Source organism: Paraburkholderia sediminicola (assembly GCF_046030555.1).
In the GTDB taxonomy this organism is placed as follows: Bacteria; Pseudomonadota; Gammaproteobacteria; order Burkholderiales; family Burkholderiaceae; genus Paraburkholderia; species Paraburkholderia sediminicola_E.
Map to the genome: position 1 here is coordinate 180046 of NZ_JAQQCH010000011.1, position 20462 is coordinate 200507.

The 20462-nt window shown below is 62.4% G+C and carries 14 protein-coding genes and 1 tRNA gene; 9 read left to right on the top strand and 6 right to left on the bottom strand.

Features of this window, described 5'->3' with window-relative positions; genetic code table 11:
* Window positions 1–98 precede the first annotated feature (98 nt).
* Entirely contained in the window at window positions 99–1553 is a 1455-nt protein-coding gene (locus tag PQQ52_RS17770; RefSeq protein WP_408213781.1) for an aminotransferase-like domain-containing protein, read from the bottom strand.
* Window positions 1554–1829: 276 nt separating this feature from the next.
* Between PQQ52_RS17770 and PQQ52_RS17775 the strand changes: the two genes are divergently transcribed.
* From PQQ52_RS17775 to PQQ52_RS17800, 6 genes are all read left to right on the top strand, one after another.
* Window positions 1830–2519 carry a VOC family protein gene (locus tag PQQ52_RS17775; RefSeq protein WP_408213784.1) on the top strand — a complete coding sequence of 230 codons (690 nt, stop codon included), beginning with the start codon at window positions 1830–1832 and terminating at the stop codon, window positions 2517–2519.
* Between the two features lie 75 nt (window positions 2520–2594).
* Entirely contained in the window at window positions 2595–3791 is a 1197-nt protein-coding gene (locus tag PQQ52_RS17780; RefSeq protein ID WP_408213787.1) for an aminotransferase-like domain-containing protein, read from the top strand.
* A gap of 49 nt (window positions 3792–3840) precedes the next feature.
* Window positions 3841–4305 (top strand): RidA family protein, encoded by a 465-nt coding sequence (locus PQQ52_RS17785; protein ID WP_408213790.1) that lies wholly within the window; start codon window positions 3841–3843, stop codon window positions 4303–4305.
* Window positions 4306–4487: 182 nt separating this feature from the next.
* Window positions 4488–5396, top strand: coding sequence for a PhzF family phenazine biosynthesis protein (locus tag PQQ52_RS17790; RefSeq protein WP_408213792.1), 909 nt, complete (start codon window positions 4488–4490; stop codon window positions 5394–5396).
* 469 nt (window positions 5397–5865) lie between these two features.
* Window positions 5866–8220: a bifunctional diguanylate cyclase/phosphodiesterase gene (locus PQQ52_RS17795; protein WP_408213795.1), complete on the top strand. Its 2355-nt coding sequence runs from the start codon at window positions 5866–5868 to the stop codon at window positions 8218–8220.
* 218 nt (window positions 8221–8438) lie between these two features.
* Window positions 8439–9647 (top strand): chromate transporter, encoded by a 1209-nt coding sequence (locus tag PQQ52_RS17800; protein ID WP_408213798.1) that lies wholly within the window; start codon window positions 8439–8441, stop codon window positions 9645–9647.
* Between the two features lie 116 nt (window positions 9648–9763).
* Here PQQ52_RS17800 and PQQ52_RS17805 read toward each other — a convergent pair whose 3' ends face one another.
* The 5 genes from PQQ52_RS17805 to PQQ52_RS17825 all read right to left on the bottom strand — a co-directional run bounded on the left by PQQ52_RS17805 (window position 9764) and on the right by PQQ52_RS17825 (window position 17812).
* On the bottom strand, window positions 9764–10222 hold the full coding sequence (locus tag PQQ52_RS17805) for a CopD family protein (RefSeq protein ID WP_408213800.1): 459 nt from the start codon (window positions 10220–10222) through the stop codon (window positions 9764–9766).
* A 301-nt stretch (window positions 10223–10523) separates the two neighbouring features.
* Window positions 10524–12848: a DNA topoisomerase IV subunit A gene (parC, locus tag PQQ52_RS17810; protein WP_408213802.1), complete on the bottom strand. Its 2325-nt coding sequence runs from the start codon at window positions 12846–12848 to the stop codon at window positions 10524–10526.
* Between the two features lie 62 nt (window positions 12849–12910).
* Complete coding sequence (parE, locus tag PQQ52_RS17815) at window positions 12911–14896, bottom strand: DNA topoisomerase IV subunit B (protein ID WP_408213804.1); 1986 nt, start codon at window positions 14894–14896, stop codon at window positions 12911–12913.
* 415 nt (window positions 14897–15311) lie between these two features.
* Window positions 15312–17237, bottom strand: a complete 1926-nt coding sequence (locus PQQ52_RS17820) for an ATP-binding cassette domain-containing protein (RefSeq protein WP_408213806.1) — start codon at window positions 17235–17237, stop codon at window positions 15312–15314.
* 173 nt (window positions 17238–17410) lie between these two features.
* Window positions 17411–17812 carry a DUF4399 domain-containing protein gene (locus PQQ52_RS17825; RefSeq protein WP_408213809.1) on the bottom strand — a complete coding sequence of 134 codons (402 nt, stop codon included), beginning with the start codon at window positions 17810–17812 and terminating at the stop codon, window positions 17411–17413.
* Window positions 17813–18138: 326 nt separating this feature from the next.
* Here PQQ52_RS17825 and PQQ52_RS17830 point away from each other — a divergent pair, with 326 nt between their 5' ends.
* From PQQ52_RS17830 to PQQ52_RS17840, 3 genes are all read left to right on the top strand, one after another.
* Complete coding sequence (locus PQQ52_RS17830) at window positions 18139–18330, top strand: rubredoxin (RefSeq protein WP_408213811.1); 192 nt, start codon at window positions 18139–18141, stop codon at window positions 18328–18330.
* Between the two features lie 241 nt (window positions 18331–18571).
* Window positions 18572–18646 (top strand) — tRNA-Arg (locus PQQ52_RS17835).
* 179 nt (window positions 18647–18825) lie between these two features.
* Window positions 18826–20022 carry a tyrosine-type recombinase/integrase gene (locus tag PQQ52_RS17840; protein WP_408213814.1) on the top strand — a complete coding sequence of 399 codons (1197 nt, stop codon included), beginning with the start codon at window positions 18826–18828 and terminating at the stop codon, window positions 20020–20022.
* Window positions 20023–20462 lie beyond the last annotated feature (440 nt).

Below are 20462 nucleotides of genomic sequence, written 5' to 3' on the forward strand. Positions count from 1 at the left end.
CTACTGGCACTTTTTATGCGCCAGCGGACTGAATCATCGGGCCGCAGGAAGCCGTGTCGCCGGGTTGTCCGCCTAATTGGGGGCAAGCCGGCGCGGTTTCAAGAGGCGCGCCGCGCGACGCCGTCCAGATACCGGCACAGGAACGTCGACAGCTCGGGATCGCCGCAGTTGGCGATATTGAAGCGCATCCACGTGGTCGGCGACTGCAGCGGGGAAAACAGGCTCCCGGGCGTCAGCAGGAAGCCTTCTTCGTGACCAGCGGCCGCGAGCGAGCTCGCGTCGACGCCGGTGTCGGCCCACAGGAACATGCCCGCCGTAGGCGTCAAAAACAGCTTCATCCCGGTCTTCTCGAGCATTCGCACGGATTTTTCGCGCACGCCGTCGAGCCGCGCGCGCAGCCGCTCGACGTGCCGCCGGTAATGGCCCTCGGTGAGAATCTTGTAGAGCACGCGCTCGTTCAGTTCGGGGCTCGTCATGCCGACCAGCATTTTCTGATCGCTGACGGCCGTGGCGACTTCCGGCGCGCAGGCGATAAAACCCACGCGCAGATTGGGCGCGAGCGTCTTCGAAAAGCTGCCCAGGTAAATCACGCGCTTTAACTGGTCGAGGCTCGCGAGCCGCGTGCCCGGATAGCTCGGCGGGCACAGATCGCCGTAAATATCGTCTTCGACGAGGATGAAATCGTAGGCCTCAGCGAGACGCAGAATGCGGAATGCCTGCGCGGCCGTCAGTGAGGTGCCGGTAGGATTCTGCAGCACCGAATTGATCACCAGCATTTTCGGCCGCCAGGTCTGCACGAGCGATTCGAGCGCGTCGAGGTCCGGGCCGTCCGGCGTGTACGGCATGCCGACCAGCCGCGCACCCTGTGACGCGAAACGCCCAAACATCTGAAACCAGGCCGGATCGCCGACGATCACCGCATCGCCCGGCTTCACGTAAATCCGCGAAATCAGGTCGATCGCCTGGGTGATACCGGAGACCATTACGACCTGATCCGGCGAAGCGCCGATTTCCAGCTCCTCGAGCCGTGTCTGCAACTGCTGGCGCAGGGGCAAAAAGCCCTGTGGCGTACCGATGCCGAGCATCTGCGCGCCGCTTTGCCGGCCGAGCGTGCGCAGCGCGTTGGTAATCAGATCGCCGTCCAGCCAGCGTCCCGGCAGGTAGCCCAGGCCCGGGCTGCGCTCGGGGCGTGCGCCCGTATGCAGCATATTGCGCAGCAGCCAGACGACGTCGATCGTGGCGGGCGCGGGCGCCGCTGCGGCGATCGTGCGGATTTCAGCCGTGGGCGCGCCGCCCAATCGTTCGCGCACATAGAAACCGGAGCCGCGCCGCGACTCCAGATAGCCCTGCGCCACCAGCCGCTCGTACGCCTCGACCACGGTGAAGCGCGACACGCCTTTGTCCAGCGCGAGCTTACGGATCGACGGCATCCGCATGCCGGGGCGGAACACGCGCTCCTCGATGCGGCGGCGCGCCCACTGGACGAGCTGCTCAACCAGCGTCAACGAGGTCGTATCGTGCGGGGTGGGAATCTGGGCAAGGGGGACGGACATAAGGGCTCCAACTGTACCGAACGGTATCGAATCGATTGTACCGTTACTGTGCCGGTCGCCGCCGTTACATTTAAGACTACATTTAAGATAAGCAACGGATGATGAAGCGGCTCGGGCGGCCTGCAGCGCGCACGAGCGACCTCGCGCAAGACCCGCCCGAACCTCGTCCGCGTGGGCCGCCGACCCGGCAAACGGTTATGCTTACGACCCGGCAACGCTGCTGCCGCACCCGGCACGCGTTCCGGCTTACCGCAGAAACCGTTTTCCTGATCCGCCATGACCGCCCATTCGCTCCGTCTCGATCATCTCGTGATTTCCGCCCGTACCCTCGACGAGGGTACGCAGTACGTCGCCGACACGCTCGGCGTCGCACCGGCGGGCGGCGGCGAGCATCCGCTGATGCGCACGCACAATCGCCTGCTGAACCTGTGGGGCGGCGTGTATCTGGAGGTGATCGCGATCGACCCGCAGGCTGCGGAAACCGCGGAGGGTGCCGCGCCCCGTGCCCGCCTGTTCGCGCTTGACGACCCGGCGACACAAACGCGGCTCGAAAAAGGGCCGTACCTGTCGCACTGGGTCGCCCGGGTCGACCGTCCGAAGCGGCTCGCGGCTTGGCAGACGCAGTATCCGCAGCGCATCCCGCCGATCGTGCCGATGACGCGCGGCGATTTCACGTGGGGCCTGTCAGTCTCTGACGACGGCGCGTTCCCCGCGTGGCAAGGCGCCGGCGACGGCGTGCTGCCATCGCTGATCCAGTGGGACACGCCGCGGCATCCGTCGGAGGCCCTGCCGGAAACGGACATTGTACTGAAAGCTTTGAAAGCAGCACATCCGCAAGCCGGCGCAATCGCAGCGCAATTGCATTGGCTGGGCGCGGCGCACCTGATCGCGCTCAAGCCCACGGAAGGCGCAGCAGCGCTGGTCGCCGAGTTTGAAACACCCGACGGTCTACGGACCCTTAAATAAGCAGCGCGCGCGGGTCACCAACTCGCGCGATAATTGAAGTTTTGACCGGTTCCAGAGATACCAGCAGAGGAGACCATGGACCAAAGCGACTTGAAAGCCCCCACGTGGCAACTGTCCGAGCGCGCACGCAAGCTCACGAGCTCGGCGATCCGCGAGATCCTGAAGGTCACGGAGCGGCCCGAAGTCATTTCGTTCGCGGGCGGCCTGCCCTCGCCAGCGACTTTCCCGGCCGAACGCATGCGCGAAGCATCCGATCGCATTCTGCGCGACGCGCCCGCCGCGGCCTTGCAATACAGCGCGACTGAAGGCTACCTGCCGCTGCGCGAATGGGTCGCACAACGCTATTCGGTGAACGGCGCGCAGATTCGTCCTTCGCAGGTGCTGATCACGACCGGCTCGCAGCAAGCACTCGATCTGCTCGGCAAAGTGCTGGTGTGCCCTGACAGCCCCGTGCTGGTCGAAACGCCGACCTACCTCGGCGCGCTGCAATCGTTCTCGATGTACGAGCCGAGCTACGTGCAGGTGCCGACCGACGAGCACGGCCTGATTCCCGAGGCGCTCACGCCCGAACTGACGGCCGGCGCGCGCCTCCTGTACGCGCAACCGAATTTCCAGAATCCGACGGGCCGCCGCCTGCCGATCGAACGCCGCCGCGCACTGGCCGCGTTTGCGAAGACCGCGCCGTTCCCGGTGATCGAAGACGATCCGTACGGCGCGCTCGACTACGCCGGTGAGCCGCTGCCGACCATGCTTTCAATGGCGCCGGATCACATCGTCCATCTCGGCTCGTTCTCGAAAGTGCTGGCGCCGGGCCTGCGGGTCGGCTACATCATCGCGCCGGAAGAACTGATCTTCAAACTCGTGCAAGCCAAGCAAGCCACCGACCTGCACACGCCGAGTTTCACGCAACGCATCGTGTACGAAGTGATCAAGGACGGTTTCCTCGACACGCACGTGCCAACCATTCGCGAGCTGTATCGCGATCAATGCGCGGCGATGCTCGCCTCGCTCGAACGCTACATGCCGGAAGGCGTAAGCTGGAACCGTCCGGAAGGCGGTATGTTCGTGTGGGTCACACTGCCCGCACAGATCGACAGCATGAAGCTGCTCGAAGAAGCCGTCGCGCAGAATGTCGCATTCGTGCCGGGCGCGCCGTTCTTCGCGGACGAAGCGCAGCACAATACGCTGCGCCTGTCGTTCGTCACGGTACCGCCAGCCAAGATTGACGAAGGCGTGTCGCGTCTCGCTGCGCTGATCCGCGCGAAGGTCTGAGCTATCCCGACCCGCGCCACCGAATTCCACCACTGACCAAGGACACACCATGGCTCACACGAATGTGTATGACAAGCTTAAGGAACTGGGCATCGAACTGCCGAGCGCGGGCGCGCCCGCAGCCGCCTATGTAATGAGCGCGCAAAGCGGCAACACGGTTTACCTGTCCGGTCACATTGCGAAGAAGGACGGTAAGGTATGGGCCGGCAAGCTCGGCGCCACGGTCACCACGGAAGAAGGCAAGGTCGCCGCACGCTCCATCGCAATCGACCTGCTCGCCACGCTGCATGCGCATGTGGGCGACCTGAACCGCGTCACGCGCATCGTCAAGCTGATGAGCCTTGTCAACTCGACGCTCGAGTTCACCGAGCAGCACCTGGTGACCAACGGCGCGTCCGAACTGGTCGCTGACGTATTTGGTGAGCGCGGCAAGCATGCGCGCTCGGCGTTCGGCGTGGCGCAGATTCCGCTCGGCGCATGCGTCGAAATCGAGATGATCGCTGAAGTCGAATAACGCGCGCCGACAGCTTCGGCGGCCAGTTCGCCGAAGCTTGCCGTCCTGAGCGTACAGAACGCGTCGCGAGGTGTCCGCCACCTGCGGCGCGTTTTGCATTTGTGGCGAGGTAGATCGTTCCATTGTCACCAGATAGAATCCGCGAATCCCACCCATCTGCATGATTCGCCGGACCTCGCCCGATGCCTGTCAACACCGTTCGTTTTAAACAAGTCGACGTGTTCACGTCCGTGCCGTTCAAAGGCAATCCGCTTGCTGTCGTGTTCGACGCCGACGCACTCAATGCGGATCAGATGCAGGCCATCGCGCACTGGACCAATCTGTCCGAAACGACGTTCCTGCTGAAGCCGACCGACCCAGCCGCCGACTATCGCGTGCGCATCTTCACGACGCATGGCGAATTGCCGTTCGCCGGTCATCCGACACTCGGCACCGCGCATGCGTTGCTCGAAAGCGGGTACCAACCAAAGCAGGCTGGCAAACTGGTGCAGCAATGCGGCGTGGGTCTCGTCGAATTGCAAGCGCTGACTGAACCTGGATCGACCCACAATACGCATGGCGGATGGGCTTTCGCCGCGCCGCCCGCGCGCGTCACGGCGCTTCCCCAAGATCAGTACGCGACACTGATTACGGCTTTGCGTAGTGACGCGATCGATTTCAGCGCACCGCCCTGCGCGGTCGACAATGGTGCGCCATGGCTCGTAGTGCGCGTCAATTCTGCGCGCGACTGCCTCGCGCTCGAACCTGATGCCGCCGCGCTCGCCGACATCGTGCATTCGATGGACACCCATGGTCTCGCTGTCTATGGCCCGCACGACGCTGACGGCCCGGCCACCTTCGAGGTGCGCTGCCTGATGGCGGGCGGCCGCTTCGGCGTCGGCGAAGACCCCGTAACGGGCAGCGCGAACGCCGCGCTCGCGGGGCTCCTGAGCGCCCAGCAGTTGCGCCCCGGCTCACATTACACAGCCCGCCAAGGCACTGTGCTGGGCCGTGCCGGCGATGTTTCGGTGCACTACGACGACGCGGCCGGCAAGACGTGGATCGGTGGACCATCGGTGACGATCGTCGACGGCACGTTCCGGCTGTCATGAACGGCGCGGCTCTCGATTGCCGGCCAGCGACCGCCGACCGTCAGCGAAATGCCGCCTGTATTTCGTCGCTTCCCGCCACGCCCGATCACAAAACGCCGCATCGCCCACACGATTAATGCGCGATGCATGAAAAGAGGCTTGGCACACCTGAATTCCGGATCCCGATGAATGACTCGAATACGACCGCCGGGCCGCGGCCCCAAGGCTGGCCACGCCGGCTGCGAATTCAGCCGGTTGGGACGCACTGTCGCGCCCGCGTATACCCGATGCGAGGACGCTTCCTTAATCCAGTGGCATTAAGTAATATCGAAACGTACCCGATGACAGACGGATGGTCAGGCACGACGCCACGCTCTCTTCCCCTGCGCAGCAGTTCCGGCACCTTGGTCACCATGCAGCCACCCATGAAATTAGCGCAGTCAATGCTCGCGCAGTTGCAACTGGCCGGCACCAGGGAACGGGCCACCTAATGAGCCAGTTCCGCTTCTCCGACCAGCGCGAAGCCAAACCCCGCCGCGATCCCGCCGTGTCGCGCCGCCGTGCCTTGCTCGCCATTCCGGCACTCGGCGTGCTGGTGCTGATCCTGCTTTGGACCGTGATCTTCGCGCGTCTGTCGGTTGAGAAAGAAGCTACCAATCGTGAAGCGATGGCCTCTGCCGCGATTCTCTCCGCGGCGCTGGAGCAGCACACGGTCAAGGCGATTCACCAGGTCGACCAGATCACCCGCTTCGTCAAATACGAATTCGAGAAAACACCGAATCATTTCGATCTCGCCAGCACGGTGGAAAAAGGCGTGGTGCAAAGCGATACGCTGGTGCAGGTGTCGCTGATCGACGAGCACGGCAAGCTGATCGCGAACACGGCCGAGCTCAATCCTAAACACATCGACCTATCGGACCGCGAACACTTCAAGGTTCACGAACACGAAAACGACGACCAGTTGTATATCAGCAAGCCCGTGCTCGGCCGCATATCCGGCCACTGGACCTTGCAGATGACTCGGCGTCTGAATCATCTCGACGGCTCGTTCGCGGGCGTCGTGGTGGTTTCCGAAGACCCGAGCTATTTCACCAGCGACTTCTACAACAACGCGGCCATTGGCCGTGAAGGTGTGATAGCGGTGATCTCGGACAACGGCACGGTGTTGGCGCGCCGCACCGGCAGCGCCGACAGCGCCAACGGATCATTCTCGGCGAGCGGCTCGTATCCGACTTCGGAGCATGTGTCGGGCACCTACGTCGATTCGATCGACAACGTCACGCGCATCGTCTCGTACCGGCATATCGACGGCTACCCGCTCGGCGTACTGGTGGGTCTGTCGCAAGCCGAAGAATTCGCCGACTACAACCACACGCGCAACGTCTATCTGCTGATGGCGGGCTTCATCTCGCTCGCGATGCTGAGCTTCTTCGCGGTGGCCACTGGATTGATCGGCAAGCTGCTCGGACGCGAGCGCGAGATGACGCATCTGGTCGAGTACGATCTGCTGACCGGCTTGCGTAATCGCTATGCGACGCTGCAAACGCTGCGGCATGACGTGGCGCAGCCTTCCAATCTCGGGCGGCTCGCGATTCTCTTCATCGACCTCGACAACTTCAAGACGGTCAACGACACGTTAGGCCATAACGCCGGCGACATCGTGCTGCAGATGACGGCTTCGCGCCTCGCCACCGCAGTCGGCGACGGTGGCGCGTTGAGCCGCATCGGCGGCGACGAGTTCGTCGTGGTGATCAAGGGCGAAGACGTCGAGAAGCGCGCTGTCACACTCGCCGAAGCGGCGGCGGAAGCGTTCGCCAAGCCATTCGAAGTGCGCGGCAGTTCGTTCGTGCTGCATGCGAGCATCGGCATCGCCCTCTACTCGGTCGCCAACGAGAGCGAGATCGACCTGCTGAAGAAAGCCGACCTCGCCATGTATAGCGCGAAGGACGCGGGCAAAAACTGCTACCAGTTCTATTCGCCGCAGTTGTCGCACCGCGCGGATCATTTGATGAAGTGGGAACAGCAACTGCGCGTCGCGCTTGCCGAAGGCCAGCTGTTTCTCGCCTATCAGCCGAAGATCGATCTGACACGCCGCTGCATCACCGGTTTCGAAGCGCTGGTGCGCTGGAATCATCCGCAGCACGGCTTGATCCCGGCGAACGAATTCATTCCGGTCGCCGAATCGACGGGCCTGATCGTGCCCATCGGCGATTTTGTGATCGAGACCGCGTGCCGCCAACTGGCGTTGTGGCAGCAGCAGGGCTACGACACGCTGTCGCTCGCGGTGAACATCTCCGCCGTGCAGTTCTGGCGCGGGGATCTGTACGAAACCATCTCGCATGCGATCGAGGAAAGCGGTATCTCCGCGCGCCGCCTCGAACTCGAAATTACCGAGACGGCGATGATGGAATACCCCGAACTCGTCTCGGAGAAGATCTTCGCGCTGAAGCGCCTGGGCGTGCGCATCGCGCTCGACGACTTCGGCACAGGCTATTCGTCGCTGTCCTACCTGAACCGCTTCTCGGTGGACACGCTGAAGGTGGACCGTTCGTTCATCCAGGCGATTCCCGGCGACCGCAGCGTCTGCGTGATGGTCACCGCGATCGTCAATCTGGCCCGCTCGCTCGGACTCACGGTAGTGGTCGAAGGCACCGAGACTGAAGAACAGATTGCGTGGCTTGCCGCGCTCGGCCATATCGAAGCGCAGGGCTTCCTGTTCTCGCGCCCGGTGCCGGTCGACGCGATCCCGGCGCTGCTCGAACGCTTCGGTGTTTGCGGCATGAAGGGTCACCGCCCTGTGCATGAAACCGACAGCACCCGCAGCGTGTCCAGCACCAATAGCTGAACGCGCTCCGCTGGTGGCGCGCTTGTGCGCTACAGGCGCGCCACCTACTGCCTCCCGACCTGTAAGCGATGCCTCGCGCTTATCCAACCGCAGCACCGCAAAACCAGCTACATTCACGCTGTACCGCGTCACAGCGCGATGCCGGCTGCCGGCCGCGCAACACCACACAACGATGATCCCAAAGGGCGGGCCACCGGCGTACCGGGGCCCGCGGCGCCATGCAGACGATCACAAACCAGGATGCCGCCAGACGAGGCGAACGGGAACCGCTATGGACGCTGTTCCGGGTCGTGTTCGGCCTATCGGCGCTGTCGTGGGGCGGCCTCGCGCTGATGGCGCAACTTGAAAACCACTATGTAGAGCGCGAGGGACGGCTCTCGCGCGTCGCATTTTCGGATCTGATCGCGCTTGCCTGGATGGTGCCCGGGCCGGTGGGCTGCAATGTCGCCGTGCAACTCGGGCATGCGCTACGCGGACGCGCCGGTGCCTGGGTGGCGGGCATCGCGAGCGTGCTGCCCTTTTTCACGCTGATGACGCTGTTCGCGATTTTCTATCGCACGCCGCTCGTGCGCGCCGCCGCTTCCCAGACCTTGCTCAATCACTTCAGCGTGGTGCTGGCTACACTGATCGCGATCACCTGGTACAAACAGACGCGCGCGCTGGTGCGCGGCAAGCTCGAATGGATCGCGGCGGTGCTAGGTTGCATCGCGCTCTTCTATGCACGCAGTCCCGCAGCCTATGTCGTGATGCTCGGCTCGGCCTTCGGCGCCGGCTGGCTGCTCAGTCCGGTTCGCAATACGCGCGTGGTCGTGTCGATCGGTCGCGGCGACTGGCAATTGCTGGGTGGGCTGTGCATATTGCTGGTGTTGTTTGCCCTGCCATTGCCGCATCGCTACGAACTGGCACTCCTGTGGCCGCGGCTGGCCGGCGCGGGCATGACTTTGTTCGGCGGTGGCTTCTCGGCGTTACCGGTGCTCAAGACGCTGTTCGTGACGCCGGCGATCGGCATATCGGATAACGACTTCACCTTGGCGTTTTCGCTGTCACCGCTGTCGCCCGGACCACTGTTGAATGTGGTGCCGTTCTTCGGCTATCTGGTGGATGGCTGGGCAGGCGCGCTGATTGCTACGCTCGCGCTTTTTGTGCCGTCCGGTTGCCTGGTGGTGCTGGCGCAGCGGCATCTCCATCAGTTGAAGGCGAATCCGCGTTTCGAGCACGGCATGCGGATTTTGCGCGCGGTCACCACCGCGTTTCTGGCGGTGGCCGTCCTGCGCATTGCCGGGCACGTGCCACTCAAACCCGTGTACCTGGTGACCGCGCTGTTCTCCGGCATGTGCTTCGCCAAGCTCAAGACGCCGGTTTATGTGGTGTACGGAACGGTGGCAATCGTGTGTGGGCTGTGGCTCGCCTGCGGCGCCATGCCGTAGGCGGTATAGCGGCCCGCGCCTGATAGCAGGCCTTCTACGCGCTTCAGAGCTTCAGAGCTTCAGAGCTTCAGAGCTTCAGAGTCGCCATTCCACGGCCCGCTGTAAAGCCAGAGCTGTCAGAACCCGCGCGACAGCACTGCTACACCGATTGTCACCACGCCAAGCACGATATTGATCAGCACCAGACGCCGGATCGTGCCGACTGCCTGCGCGCCGTCCGGCCACTTCTGGGCCTGCACCGCACGGCGAATGCGCGGGAACACGGCGAAGCGAATGTGCCCGAAAATCAGCATCATCACGATGCCGAGGCCAGCCATGGCATGCAAGGGCCACGTGGCATGACCGCCGCCGAATTGCATCAGCAAAAATCCGCCGGTCAGGAGAATCACCAGCACTGCAGCGGCAACCCAATTGAAGAAACGCCCGAACACCGATTCCCACAAGGGCAAGCGCAGTTGCGGCGAAAGATCGGCAATGGCCGGCCGCAAACAGAAATGCGCGAATATCATCCCACCCACCCACACCGCAACCGCGAGCAGATGTAGAAACAGCGCGAGTTCGACAGCTTTGTTCATTTTGTTTTCCTCTCCCGACGACGCCACACCGCCTATTACGAATGATATTAGCAGCGGCTATTGAGCGCATTCGACCGCGCGCTATGCGTGCAGTTCCGTGGCTTGACGGCGTCTTGACATTCTTTGTAGTTGTTATTGCAGCGAGCCCGATGCCGCAACGCAGCTGCACCCCGTTTTTTTGTGACGCACGGCGCGCGCTTCATCTGCGAATGACGCGCACGCCGTGTTGCTACGCTTTCCTGCTTTAAACAGATTCCAATAGCTTTTTATGCAGCGTCCTGATGACGTCCTGATGGCGCTTTCAAGCCGCCAACACCGGACGCATACTGTCGAGCTTCATCTTGCTCTCAGGCGCGCGCCCCTTGCGCGCCCGCTTGCCGACGTGCGGTGTGAGCGTGGCGCCGCTCAGTTTCTCTTCGTCGATACGGCCACCACGGCGCGTGCCGATCAGCACCACACCCGCTTTGTTGATGGACAGCGCCTGCACCAGCGTTTCGTTGTCGTCGAGCGCCATCAGCGTGACGCCACGCCCCCCGCCCGAAAGCGTCTTCATCTCGTCGAGGCCGAACGCCAGCAGGCGCCCGCCCGAAGACAGACACGCGATGTGCGTTGCATCCGGCAGCATCGGCATCGGCGCGAGCGGCGCGGCACCTGCGTCGATCGTCATGAACGACTTGCCGGCTTTCACACGGCTCACCATGTCGCCGACCTTGGCGATAAAGCCGAAGCCGTTGCCCGATGCGAGCAGCAATGCCTGATCCGCGGAGGCCGAGTAGTAATGCATCAGATGGCTGCCCGACTCGAGTTCGATCAGCGACGTAACCGGCACGCCATCCCCTCGCCCGCCCGGCAGCATCGCAACCGCCACCGAATAAACGCGGCCATTGCTGCCCCACGCGACCAGCGTGTCCGGCGTGCGGCACTGGAACGCTGCATAGAGCCCGTCGCCGGCCTTGAACGTAAAGCCGGCTGCATCCAGACCGTGGCCCTTCAGCGCGCGCACCCAGCCCCTCTGCGATACCACCACCGTAACCGGTTCGTCGACCACGCGCGCTTCGAACGTCGCGCGCTTTTCCTGCTGGATCAGCGTACGGCGCTCGTCGCCGTATTGCTTCGCGTCACCTTCGATTTCCTTGATGAGCAGACGCTTCATCGCCGATTCGCTGCCAAGCAGCTCCTCGAGCTTGCCCTTCTCGTCGCGCAGTTCGGACAGTTCCTTCTCGATCTTGATCTTCTCGAGCCGCGCCAACTGACGCAAGCGGATTTCGAGAATGTCTTCGGCTTGGCGATCGGACAAACCGAACGCGGCCATCAACGCGACCTTCGGTTCGTCCGATTCACGAATGATGCGGATGACTTCGTCGATATTCAAAAAGACGATCATCCGGCCTTCGAGGATGTGAATCCGGTCGTCGACCTTGGTCAAACGATGACGCGTGCGGCGCGTGACCGTCGCAAAACGGAACGTGACCCACTCGTGGAGGATTTCGCTCACGCTCTTCTGACGCGGCCGGCCATCGCCGCCCACCATCACCAGATTCAGCGACGCGTTCGATTCGAGGCTCGTATGCGCGAGCAACGTATTGACGAAATCAGTTTGATCGATGCGGCTCGACTTCGGCTCGAACACCAGGCGCACCGGCGCGTCCCGGCCCGATTCGTCACGCACGGCGTCGAGCAGCGCGAGCATGGTCTGCTTGGTCTGCAGCTGTTCAGGCGTGAGCGTCTTCTTGCCGAGCTTGATCTTCGGATTGGTCTGCTCTTCGATTTCTTCGAGCACCTTCTGCGTTGCCGTGTTCGGCGGCAGTTCGGTGATCACGAGTTGCCACTGACCGCGCGCGAGTTCTTCGATCTTCCAGCGGGCACGCACTTTCAGGCTGCCGCGGCCGCTTTCGTACGCCGCGGAAATCTCGGCGTCGCTGGAAATGATCTGACCGCCGCCCGGGAAGTCCGGCCCGGCGATGTATTGCATCAACTCGGCGTGCTCGATCCTCGGATTGCGGATCATCGCGACTGCCGCTGCCGCCACTTCGCGCAGATTGTGCGACGGGATTTCCGTTGCCAGCCCCACCGCAATGCCGGATGCGCCGTTCAGCAGCACAAACGGCAAACGCCCGGGCAGTTGCCTCGGCTCGTCGAACTCGCCGTTGTAGTTCTTCATGAAGTCGACCGTGCCCTGGTCGATTTCGTCGAGCAACAGTTTCGCGATCGGCGTGAGACGCGCTTCGGTGTAGCGCATTGCCGCTGCGCCGTCGCCGTCGCGCGAACCAAAGTTACCCTGGCCGTCGATCAGCGGATAGCGCATCGAGAAGTCTTGCGCGAGGCGCACCAAGGCGTCATACGCCGACTGGTCGCCGTGCGGATGATACTTACCGAGCACGTCACCCACCACGCGCGCCGACTTCACGGGCTTTGCGTTGTCGCCCAGGCCCATCTCGTTCATCGCGAACAGGATGCGTCGTTGCACCGGCTTCTGCCCGTCGCACACGTCAGGCAGCGCGCGGCCCTTGACCACGCTCACCGCGTAATCGAGGTACTGGCGTTCCGCGTAGTTTCCGAGCGTCAGGAAGTCGCCTTCGGGTGGTGGCGGCTCGGTGAAAAGGTCGAGAGTGTTATCGTCGTCCATCTAGATTCCGTATCCGTGTTTGGCGTGAAGTGAGTGGTTCAACTAAGGCGCTGTTAGCGCGCTCAGATATCCGCTTCCACTTCATTGCCTTTTTCTTCCAGCCAGCTGCGCCGCGACGCCGCTTCGCCCTTGCCCATCAGCATCGTCATGCGCGCCACCGTGGCGTCGTAGTCGAGATCGCCGAGCGCCACCGGCGTCAGGCGCCGCGTGTCCGGGTTCATGGTCGTGTCCCACAACTGCTCCGCGCTCATTTCGCCGAGGCCTTTAAAGCGGCTGATGGACCATTGCGTCTCGCGCACGCCGTCTTTGCGAAGTTTGTCGAGGATCGCTTCGAGTTCGCCTTCGTCGAGTGCATAGAGCTTCTGCGCCGGCTTCTTGCCGCGTGCGGGCGCATCGACCCGGAACAGCGGCGGACGCGCCACACACACATGCCCACGCTCGATCAGCTGCGGGAAATGCTTGAAGAACAGCGTGAGCAGCAGCACCTGAATGTGCGAACCGTCGACATCCGCATCCGACAGAATGCAGATCTTGCCGTAGCGCAGATTCGACAGATCGACCTTGTCGTCCGGGCTATGCGGATCGACGCCGATCGCCACCGAAATGTCGTGCACTTCGTTGTTGGCGAACAGCCGGTCACGCTCGGTTTCCCATGTGTTCAGCACCTTGCCGCGCAGCGGCAGGATCGCCTGGTATTCCTTGTCGCGGCCCATCTTCGCCGAGCCACCCGCCGAGTCACCCTCGACGAGAAACAGTTCGTTGCGGCCGATTTCCGTCGATTCGCAATCGGTCAGCTTGCCCGGCAGCACGGCCACGCCCGAACTCTTGCGCTTCTCGACCTTCTGGCCGGCACGGGTACGCGCCTGGGCCTGTTTGATGACGAGGTCGGCGAGCTTCTTGCCGTGCTCGACGTGCTGATTCAACCACAGCTCCAACGCCGGCCGCGAGAACGACGACACCAGCTTCACCGCATCGCGGCTATTCAGGCGCTCCTTGATCTGCCCTTGGAATTGCGGATCGAGCACCTTCGCCGAGAGCACGAACGACACGCGCGCGAACACGTCTTCCGCCAGCAGCTTCACACCCTTCGGCTGCAGGTTATGCAACTCGACAAAGCTCTTCACCGCCTGGAACAGGCCGTCGCGCAAACCGGATTCGTGCGTACCGCCCGCGGGCGTCGGAATCAGATTGACGTACGACTCGCGCATGAGCGTACCTTCTTCGCTCCACGCGACGACCCATGTCGCGCCCTCGCCTTCAGCAAACGTCTCTTCACTGACGCGCGCGTTTTCGACATAACGTTCGCCTTCGAACAGCGGAATCAGCAGATCGCTGCCGTTCATACCTTCGAGCAGATAGCCGCGCAGACCGTCTTCGTATTTCCAGGTTTGCGTTTCACCGGTCTTCTCATTGATCAGCGTAACTTCGACGCCCGGCAACAGCACCGCTTTCGAGCGCAGCAGACGCTGCAGTTCACCGAGCGGCAGGTTCGGCGAATCGAAATATTTCGGATTGGCCCACGCGGTGACACGCGTACCAGACTTCTTGTCGCCACGCGCGGCGGCCCGCACTTCGAGTTCTTTAGCGACGTCGCCATTGGCAAAGCTCAACTCGGCGATTTTGCCCTCGCGCCACACGGTGACGTCGAGGCGAGTGGACAGCGCGTTGGTGACCGACACGCCGACGCCATGCAGGCCGCCCGAGAACGTGTACGCGCCGCCGGCGGCTTTATCGAACTTACCTCCCGCATGCAGGCGCGTGAAAACGATCTCGACGACCGGCACGCCTTCTTCCGGATGCAGGCCGAACGGAATACCACGGCCGTCGTCTTCGACCGAGACCGAATGGTCGGCGTGCAACGTGACGGTGATTTGCCGGCCGAAGCCGCCGAGGGCCTCGTCCGACGCATTGTCGATGACTTCCTGAATGATGTGCAGCGGATTTTCGGTGCGGGTGTACATCCCGGGCCGTTGCTTGACCGGCTCCAGGCCCTTCAACACCTTGATCGACGCTTCGCTATACGCGGCGTTTGGCTTTTTCGTAGACATGGTTGACTCGGGTGCGTCGGTTCATCGTTGTCCACAGGTCCTGTGGACAGGTCCGTGGACAATGCGTTGAGTTTTCAAAAAAAGCGAAACGAAACAACGGGGTTACGTAGAGTGCCCGCAGTGCGGGCAAGCTGTTTTGTCGCCTGGCTTCCCATGGGTATTCGACAGCGGCTCGATGCGGACTCCACAGCCCGGCAACAGCCTGCCGGTGCGAACGCCGGGGGAAGCCTGTTCGCGGGGTATTTTACTGATTTCGATACAGGCGGCAATTCACGCCGTGCGGGAGTAGCCGTTTGGATAAGGGGCGGCGCCTGGGTGCGGCCTATTGCGGGACCGCGATGAGACCGCGGCGCAACCCCGGCCCCTGAACAGGACGCGATGTCGGCGCAACCTGGCATCGCGCCGCCCCCGCACATCACTTGCGCTTGTTTTCCAGCTCGTCCCAGCGTTCCAGCGCGATCAGCAGTTCCTCGTCGATCGCGGCGTAGCGCTCGGTCAGACGCGTGCCTTCCTGAGCGTCTTTCGCGAAGACCGAACCGTCTTCGAGTTGAGCGCCGATGGTTTTCTGCTCGGCTTCGAGCGCGGCAATTTTCGCCGGCAACGCCTCGAGTTCGCGCTGATCCTTGAACGACAGCTTGGCGGCGCGCTGCGTATTGCGGCCTGCTGCGACACCACCGTCCTTCGCCACTTCTTTGGCCGCTTCTTTCTGCGCTTCCAGCGCCATCTGCTGCGAGCGGTCGCGCTGAATCTGCCAGTCGGTAAAGCCGCCGACGTACTCGCGCCACTTGCCGCCGCCTTCCGAGGCGATCACCGAGGTCGCGACGTTATCCAGAAACGCGCGATCATGGCTGACCAGCAGCACGGTGCCGTCGTATTCGGTGAGCAGTTCTTCGAGCAGTTCGAGCGTCGGGATATCGAGGTCGTTGGTCGGTTCGTCGAGCACCAGCACGTTGGCCGGCCGCGCGAACAGACGCGCCAGCAGCAGGCGATTGCGCTCGCCGCCCGACAGCGACTTGACGGGCGAACGCGCGCGTTCCGGCGCGAACAGGAAGTCGCCCAGATAGCTCATGACGTGCTTCTTCTGGCCGTTGACTTCGACCCACTCGCTACCCGGGCTGATCGTATCGGCAAGGCTCTTGTCCAGATCGAGCTGCGCGCGCATCTGGTCGAAATACGCGACCTGCAGATTGGTGCCGACGCGCACAGCGCCCTCGTCCGGCGGCAATTCGCCGAGGATCATCTTCAGCAGCGTGGTCTTGCCTGCACCGTTCGGACCGACAAAGCCGATCTTGTCGCCGCGCATTACCGTCGCCGTGAAGTTGTCCACCACCGTGCGCGAGCCATAGCGCTTGGTGACGTCAGTCAGTTCGGCGACGATCTTGCCGGACTTCTCACCCTGGCCCACGTCGAGCTTCACGTTGCCCAGCACGTTGCGGCGTTCGGCACGTTCGTTGCGCATCTCCACGAGCCGCGCGATCCGGCCGACACTGCGCGTACGGCGCGCTTCCACGCCCTTGCGAATCCACACTTCTTCCTGCGCCAGCAGCTTGTCGAACTTGGCGGCTTCGACCTGCTCGACTTCAAGCTGTTGCGCTTTCCTGGTCTGATAGGCGCTGAAATTGCCCGGATAAGAGAGCAGACGCCCGCGATCCAGTTCGACGATGCGCGTGGCGACACGGTCGAGAAACGCGCGGTCGTGGGTAATGAAGAGCAGACCCGCGCGCAGCGAGACCAACAGGTCCTCAAGCCAGCGAATGCCGTCGAAGTCGAGGTGGTTGGTCGGTTCGTCGAGCAACAGCACGTCTGGCTGCACAACCAGGGCGCGCGCCAGCGCGACGCGCTTTTGCATCCCGCCTGACAGCGAACCGACGCGCGCCTCGCCATTCAGACCGATCTGCTGCAGCGTGGTGGCTACGCGCGTGCTCCAGTTCCAGGCGTCCGAATGGTCAAGCGCCGATTGCAGCGTGTTCATGCGCGACATCAACGCGTCGTGCTCAGGGCCTTCCGGCTCGTCGGCGAGCTGGTTGGCGACCACATCGTATTGATCCAGCAGCTCGCGGGCGTGCGTCAGGCCGGCGGCGACCGCTTCGAATACCGTGTCGTCCGTATCGAACTCCGGTTCCTGCGGCACGTAGACCGACGTCAGACCCTGCTGGCGCGTGACGAGGCCGTCGTCAGGCTTGGTCAGATCGGCGACGATCTTCAGCAGCGACGACTTGCCCGCGCCGTTACGGCCGATCAGCCCAACGCGCTCCCCCGCTTCGAGAGAGAAATCCGCGTGATCGAGCAACGCGACGTGACCGAACGCCAGTTGGGCCCCGGTAATGGTGTAAAGCGACATGGAGAATTGGAGAAGACAGCGATGAGTCGGAACTGCTCATTGTACCGGGCGCGCGGGCGGGTGCCTGTATGCCGGAAGAGATAGGCTGAATGACCGGCTTGCAAAACAGATTCTGAGCGGGAAAACTCGGCCGGGCGGCGCTCGCGCACGCCCGGCCGGCTCACGTGTGCAGGTTACTTCACATGGACCGTGATCGTCTTGCTCATGTCCGGACCATACGAACGATGCGCGCCGTCGCCGAATTGCAGCGTCAGCGTATGGTCGCCCGGCGGCAGTGTCAGATCGGTTTCGGTCTGGCCCTTGCCGAAGTGGAGCGATTTGTCGTTGGCGGGAATCACTTCGCCCTTGGGAAGCGGCTTGCCGTCGATCAACAGATGATGATGGCCCGTGCCTTCCGTCATTGTGCCCGCCGGCGCGATCTTCATACCGTCGACGCCGAACACCACGTGCACCGGATTGCTGACGGTTGCGCCGTCCGCCGGTTGCACGAAAGACACGCCAGCGGCCTGCGCCACGCCCGACACGGCGAGCAACCCGGCCAGTACCGTGCCGGCCAGCCATTTGTTTTTAATCATCGTTTTTCTCCTTGTTGGGAAACGGGCGTCACGCGCGGGACATGGAAGGCGCGATGGCGGCGTCAGTCTCCTGAGGCGGATCGTCGCAATGCATGCCGAACGCCCAGTGCGTCTGTCCAAAAGATCAGCTGCGGATCAGAGCATACACGGTGTGTATGACGCGTTCCGTCACGCGGGCCCGGACATGTCTCAGGCGCTTTGCGGCGATGCCGCATGGGTAATTAGCGGTCCATTTGACAAATTCCGGTAATATTGCGGGTCGCCGCCATGCCCAAAAAAGGGGCAGACTGGGCGGATCATTGCATTGAACCAAAGAAGAGTACGTCGTGAGCGAAGTCATTGAAGTGATTGAATATAAGAGCTGGGTCTGCCTGATTTGCGGCTGGATCTACAACGAGGAAGAAGGCCTTCCCGAAGAAGGTATCGCGCCGGGCACGCGCTTCGCCGCGATTCCGGACGACTGGCGTTGCCCGCTGTGCGACGTAGGCAAGCCAGAGTTTGCGGTGGTGGAATTCTGAGTGAGCTCGATTGAACCGGAGTGCGCTGCTTGAAGTAGTGGTACGGTAGTGCGCAGGACGATTCGCGCGGCCCAGCGGGTAATGCCCGCTGGGCCGTTTGCTTTGTGGGGCGGGCTTCGCGGCCCTCCTCGCGGATGGACGTGTTTGATATACTCTGCGCTCGCTGGCGAATTTGGACTCGCCGGATCTTGCCTGGGGTTGTGAGTCGGCGGGATTGCAGCGATTATTTTGGTTCGGTCCTCTCCCTGTAGTTCAATGGATAGAACAAGTGCCTCCTAAGCGCTAGATACAGGTTCGATTCCTGTCAGGGGGACCAATCAGCTTCCCATCTTCTCCCAATACCTCCAAAATAGGAATTCCATAACCGCGCATAGCCTTGCGTGGCGGGGTTTCTAGCTGCCATCATTGCCCACAGATTACCAACTACTACCAGTTGGTTTTGGGGGTACAGGTGGGAATATCGCCAAGTACCCCCAAACGCGATACCCCCAAACCATGCCTAAACTGATTCCCCCGCTAAGCGAGCTGCAGGTCAAGAAAGCCAAGCCTGCCGATCAGCCCTATCGACTGGCCGACGGCAAGGGCCTGTATCTGCAGGTCATGCCGAATGGCTCGCGATACTGGCGGATGAAATATCGGATCGGCGAAAAGGAGAAAACGGCGTCTTTTGGTGTTTACCCAGAAGTCTCCCTAGCTGAAGCGCGCGACGCCTGCATTGCCGCCCGGAAACAGATCTCCGCCGGCATCGATCCGTCCGCCCAGAAGCAGCAGGTCAAGCGGGAAAAGGCCATCGAAGCGGCTTCATCGTTCGAAATCGTCGCCCGCGAATGGTTCGCGAACCAGAAAGACGGCTGGAGCGAGGTCTACGCCGGAAAGGTGATCAACTCGCTGGAGGTCGACGTTTTTCCCAGGATCGGTAACAAACCAATCCGGGACATCGACGCGCCGCAGATGCTCGAAATTCTGCGCACGGTCGAGTCGCGCGGTGTACGTGAGACTGCCAAGCGGGTTCTTCAGCGGTCCCGCGCCGTTTTCCAGTACGGGATCATGACCGGCCGGTGCGCCCGAAATCCTGCTGCCGACATCGATACGGAGACGGTGCTGAAGAAAGGTGCCGGCGTCAAACACATGGCGCGTGTGAAACCGGTAGAGATCCCCCAACTCATGCGCGATATCGCGGGGTATCAGGGCGACATCATCACACGGCTGGCACTTCGGTTGATGGCGCTCACCTTTGTCCGAACGACCGAACTGATTCAGGCTGAGTGGGTCGAGTTCGATGAGAAGGCGGCAGAGTGGCGCATCCCGGCCGAGCGTATGAAGATGCGCGACCCGCACATCGTGCCGCTGTCCAGTCAGGCGATCGAGGTGCTGGCGGAGCTTCGCAAACTGAACGGCCACGAGCGCTACGTGTTCTACAGCGTGCAGGGCCGCAAACCAATCTCGAACAACACCATGCTCTTTGCGCTGTACCGCATGGGATACAAGTCACGCATGACCGGCCACGGCTTCCGGGGATTGGCCGCGACGGTTTTGCGCGAACTCGGCTATAGCCGCGACGTTGTCGACAGACAGCTCGCGCACGCCGAGCGCAATCAGGTCACGGCGGCATACGTGCACGCGGAGTATCTGCCGGAGCGCAGGAAAATGATGCAGCATTGGTCCGACTATCTGATCGCCGCTGCAGCGTAAGCCTCCCGCAATCGAGGCAAACCGACCAGTCCGCGATCTACCAACTGGTCCCCGACCGATGTAGAAAGGACGACCATGAAAACAATCGCGATTCTTTGGACTTTAGTAGTCCTTTCCGCCTGCGGTGGGGGCGGTTCCGAAAATCCGCCGCCGACACCAAAGTACGTACCGTCTATCGGTCCACAGTTGCGACCGTGCGAAACGACTAGCCCAACCGCACCGCCATGCCCGGCAAGCACCCAGCAATGAAGCTGTTCGCGACTTCCGACATCGCCCGGTCGATCCGCAAGGCTCACGGAGAGTTCACGCACGTTCTGGTGAACCGTGGCTACACGACCATCAAGCCTGTTTTCTTCAAGAGCAGCACGATCGCGGACCTTCCTGTCTACGTTTGGGCATGGTGGGATCGCACGACGGCTTCGCAGTTGGCCCGCTGGCGC

Bases quoted from the DNA above. Each gene is read 5' to 3' on its own strand.
- PQQ52_RS17785 (WP_408213790.1), top strand. From the start codon at position 3,841: ATGGCTCACACGAATGTGTATGACAAGCTTAAGGAACTGGGCATCGAA.
- PQQ52_RS17820 (WP_408213806.1), bottom strand. From the start codon at position 17,237: ATGTCGCTTTACACCATTACCGGGGCCCAACTGGCGTTCGGTCACGTC.
- PQQ52_RS17805 (WP_408213800.1), bottom strand. From the start codon at position 10,222: ATGAACAAAGCTGTCGAACTCGCGCTGTTTCTACATCTGCTCGCGGTT.
- parC (WP_408213802.1), bottom strand. From the start codon at position 12,848: ATGGACGACGATAACACTCTCGACCTTTTCACCGAGCCGCCACCACCC.
- PQQ52_RS17780 (WP_408213787.1), top strand. From the start codon at position 2,595: ATGGACCAAAGCGACTTGAAAGCCCCCACGTGGCAACTGTCCGAGCGC.
- PQQ52_RS17840 (WP_408213814.1), top strand. From the start codon at position 18,826: ATGCCTAAACTGATTCCCCCGCTAAGCGAGCTGCAGGTCAAGAAAGCC.
- PQQ52_RS17775 (WP_408213784.1), top strand. From the start codon at position 1,830: ATGACCGCCCATTCGCTCCGTCTCGATCATCTCGTGATTTCCGCCCGT.
- PQQ52_RS17790 (WP_408213792.1), top strand. From the start codon at position 4,488: ATGCCTGTCAACACCGTTCGTTTTAAACAAGTCGACGTGTTCACGTCC.
- PQQ52_RS17825 (WP_408213809.1), bottom strand. From the start codon at position 17,812: ATGATTAAAAACAAATGGCTGGCCGGCACGGTACTGGCCGGGTTGCTC.
- PQQ52_RS17770 (WP_408213781.1), bottom strand. From the start codon at position 1,553: ATGTCCGTCCCCCTTGCCCAGATTCCCACCCCGCACGATACGACCTCG.
- PQQ52_RS17795 (WP_408213795.1), top strand. From the start codon at position 5,866: ATGAGCCAGTTCCGCTTCTCCGACCAGCGCGAAGCCAAACCCCGCCGC.
- PQQ52_RS17800 (WP_408213798.1), top strand. From the start codon at position 8,439: ATGCAGACGATCACAAACCAGGATGCCGCCAGACGAGGCGAACGGGAA.
- parE (WP_408213804.1), bottom strand. From the start codon at position 14,896: ATGTCTACGAAAAAGCCAAACGCCGCGTATAGCGAAGCGTCGATCAAG.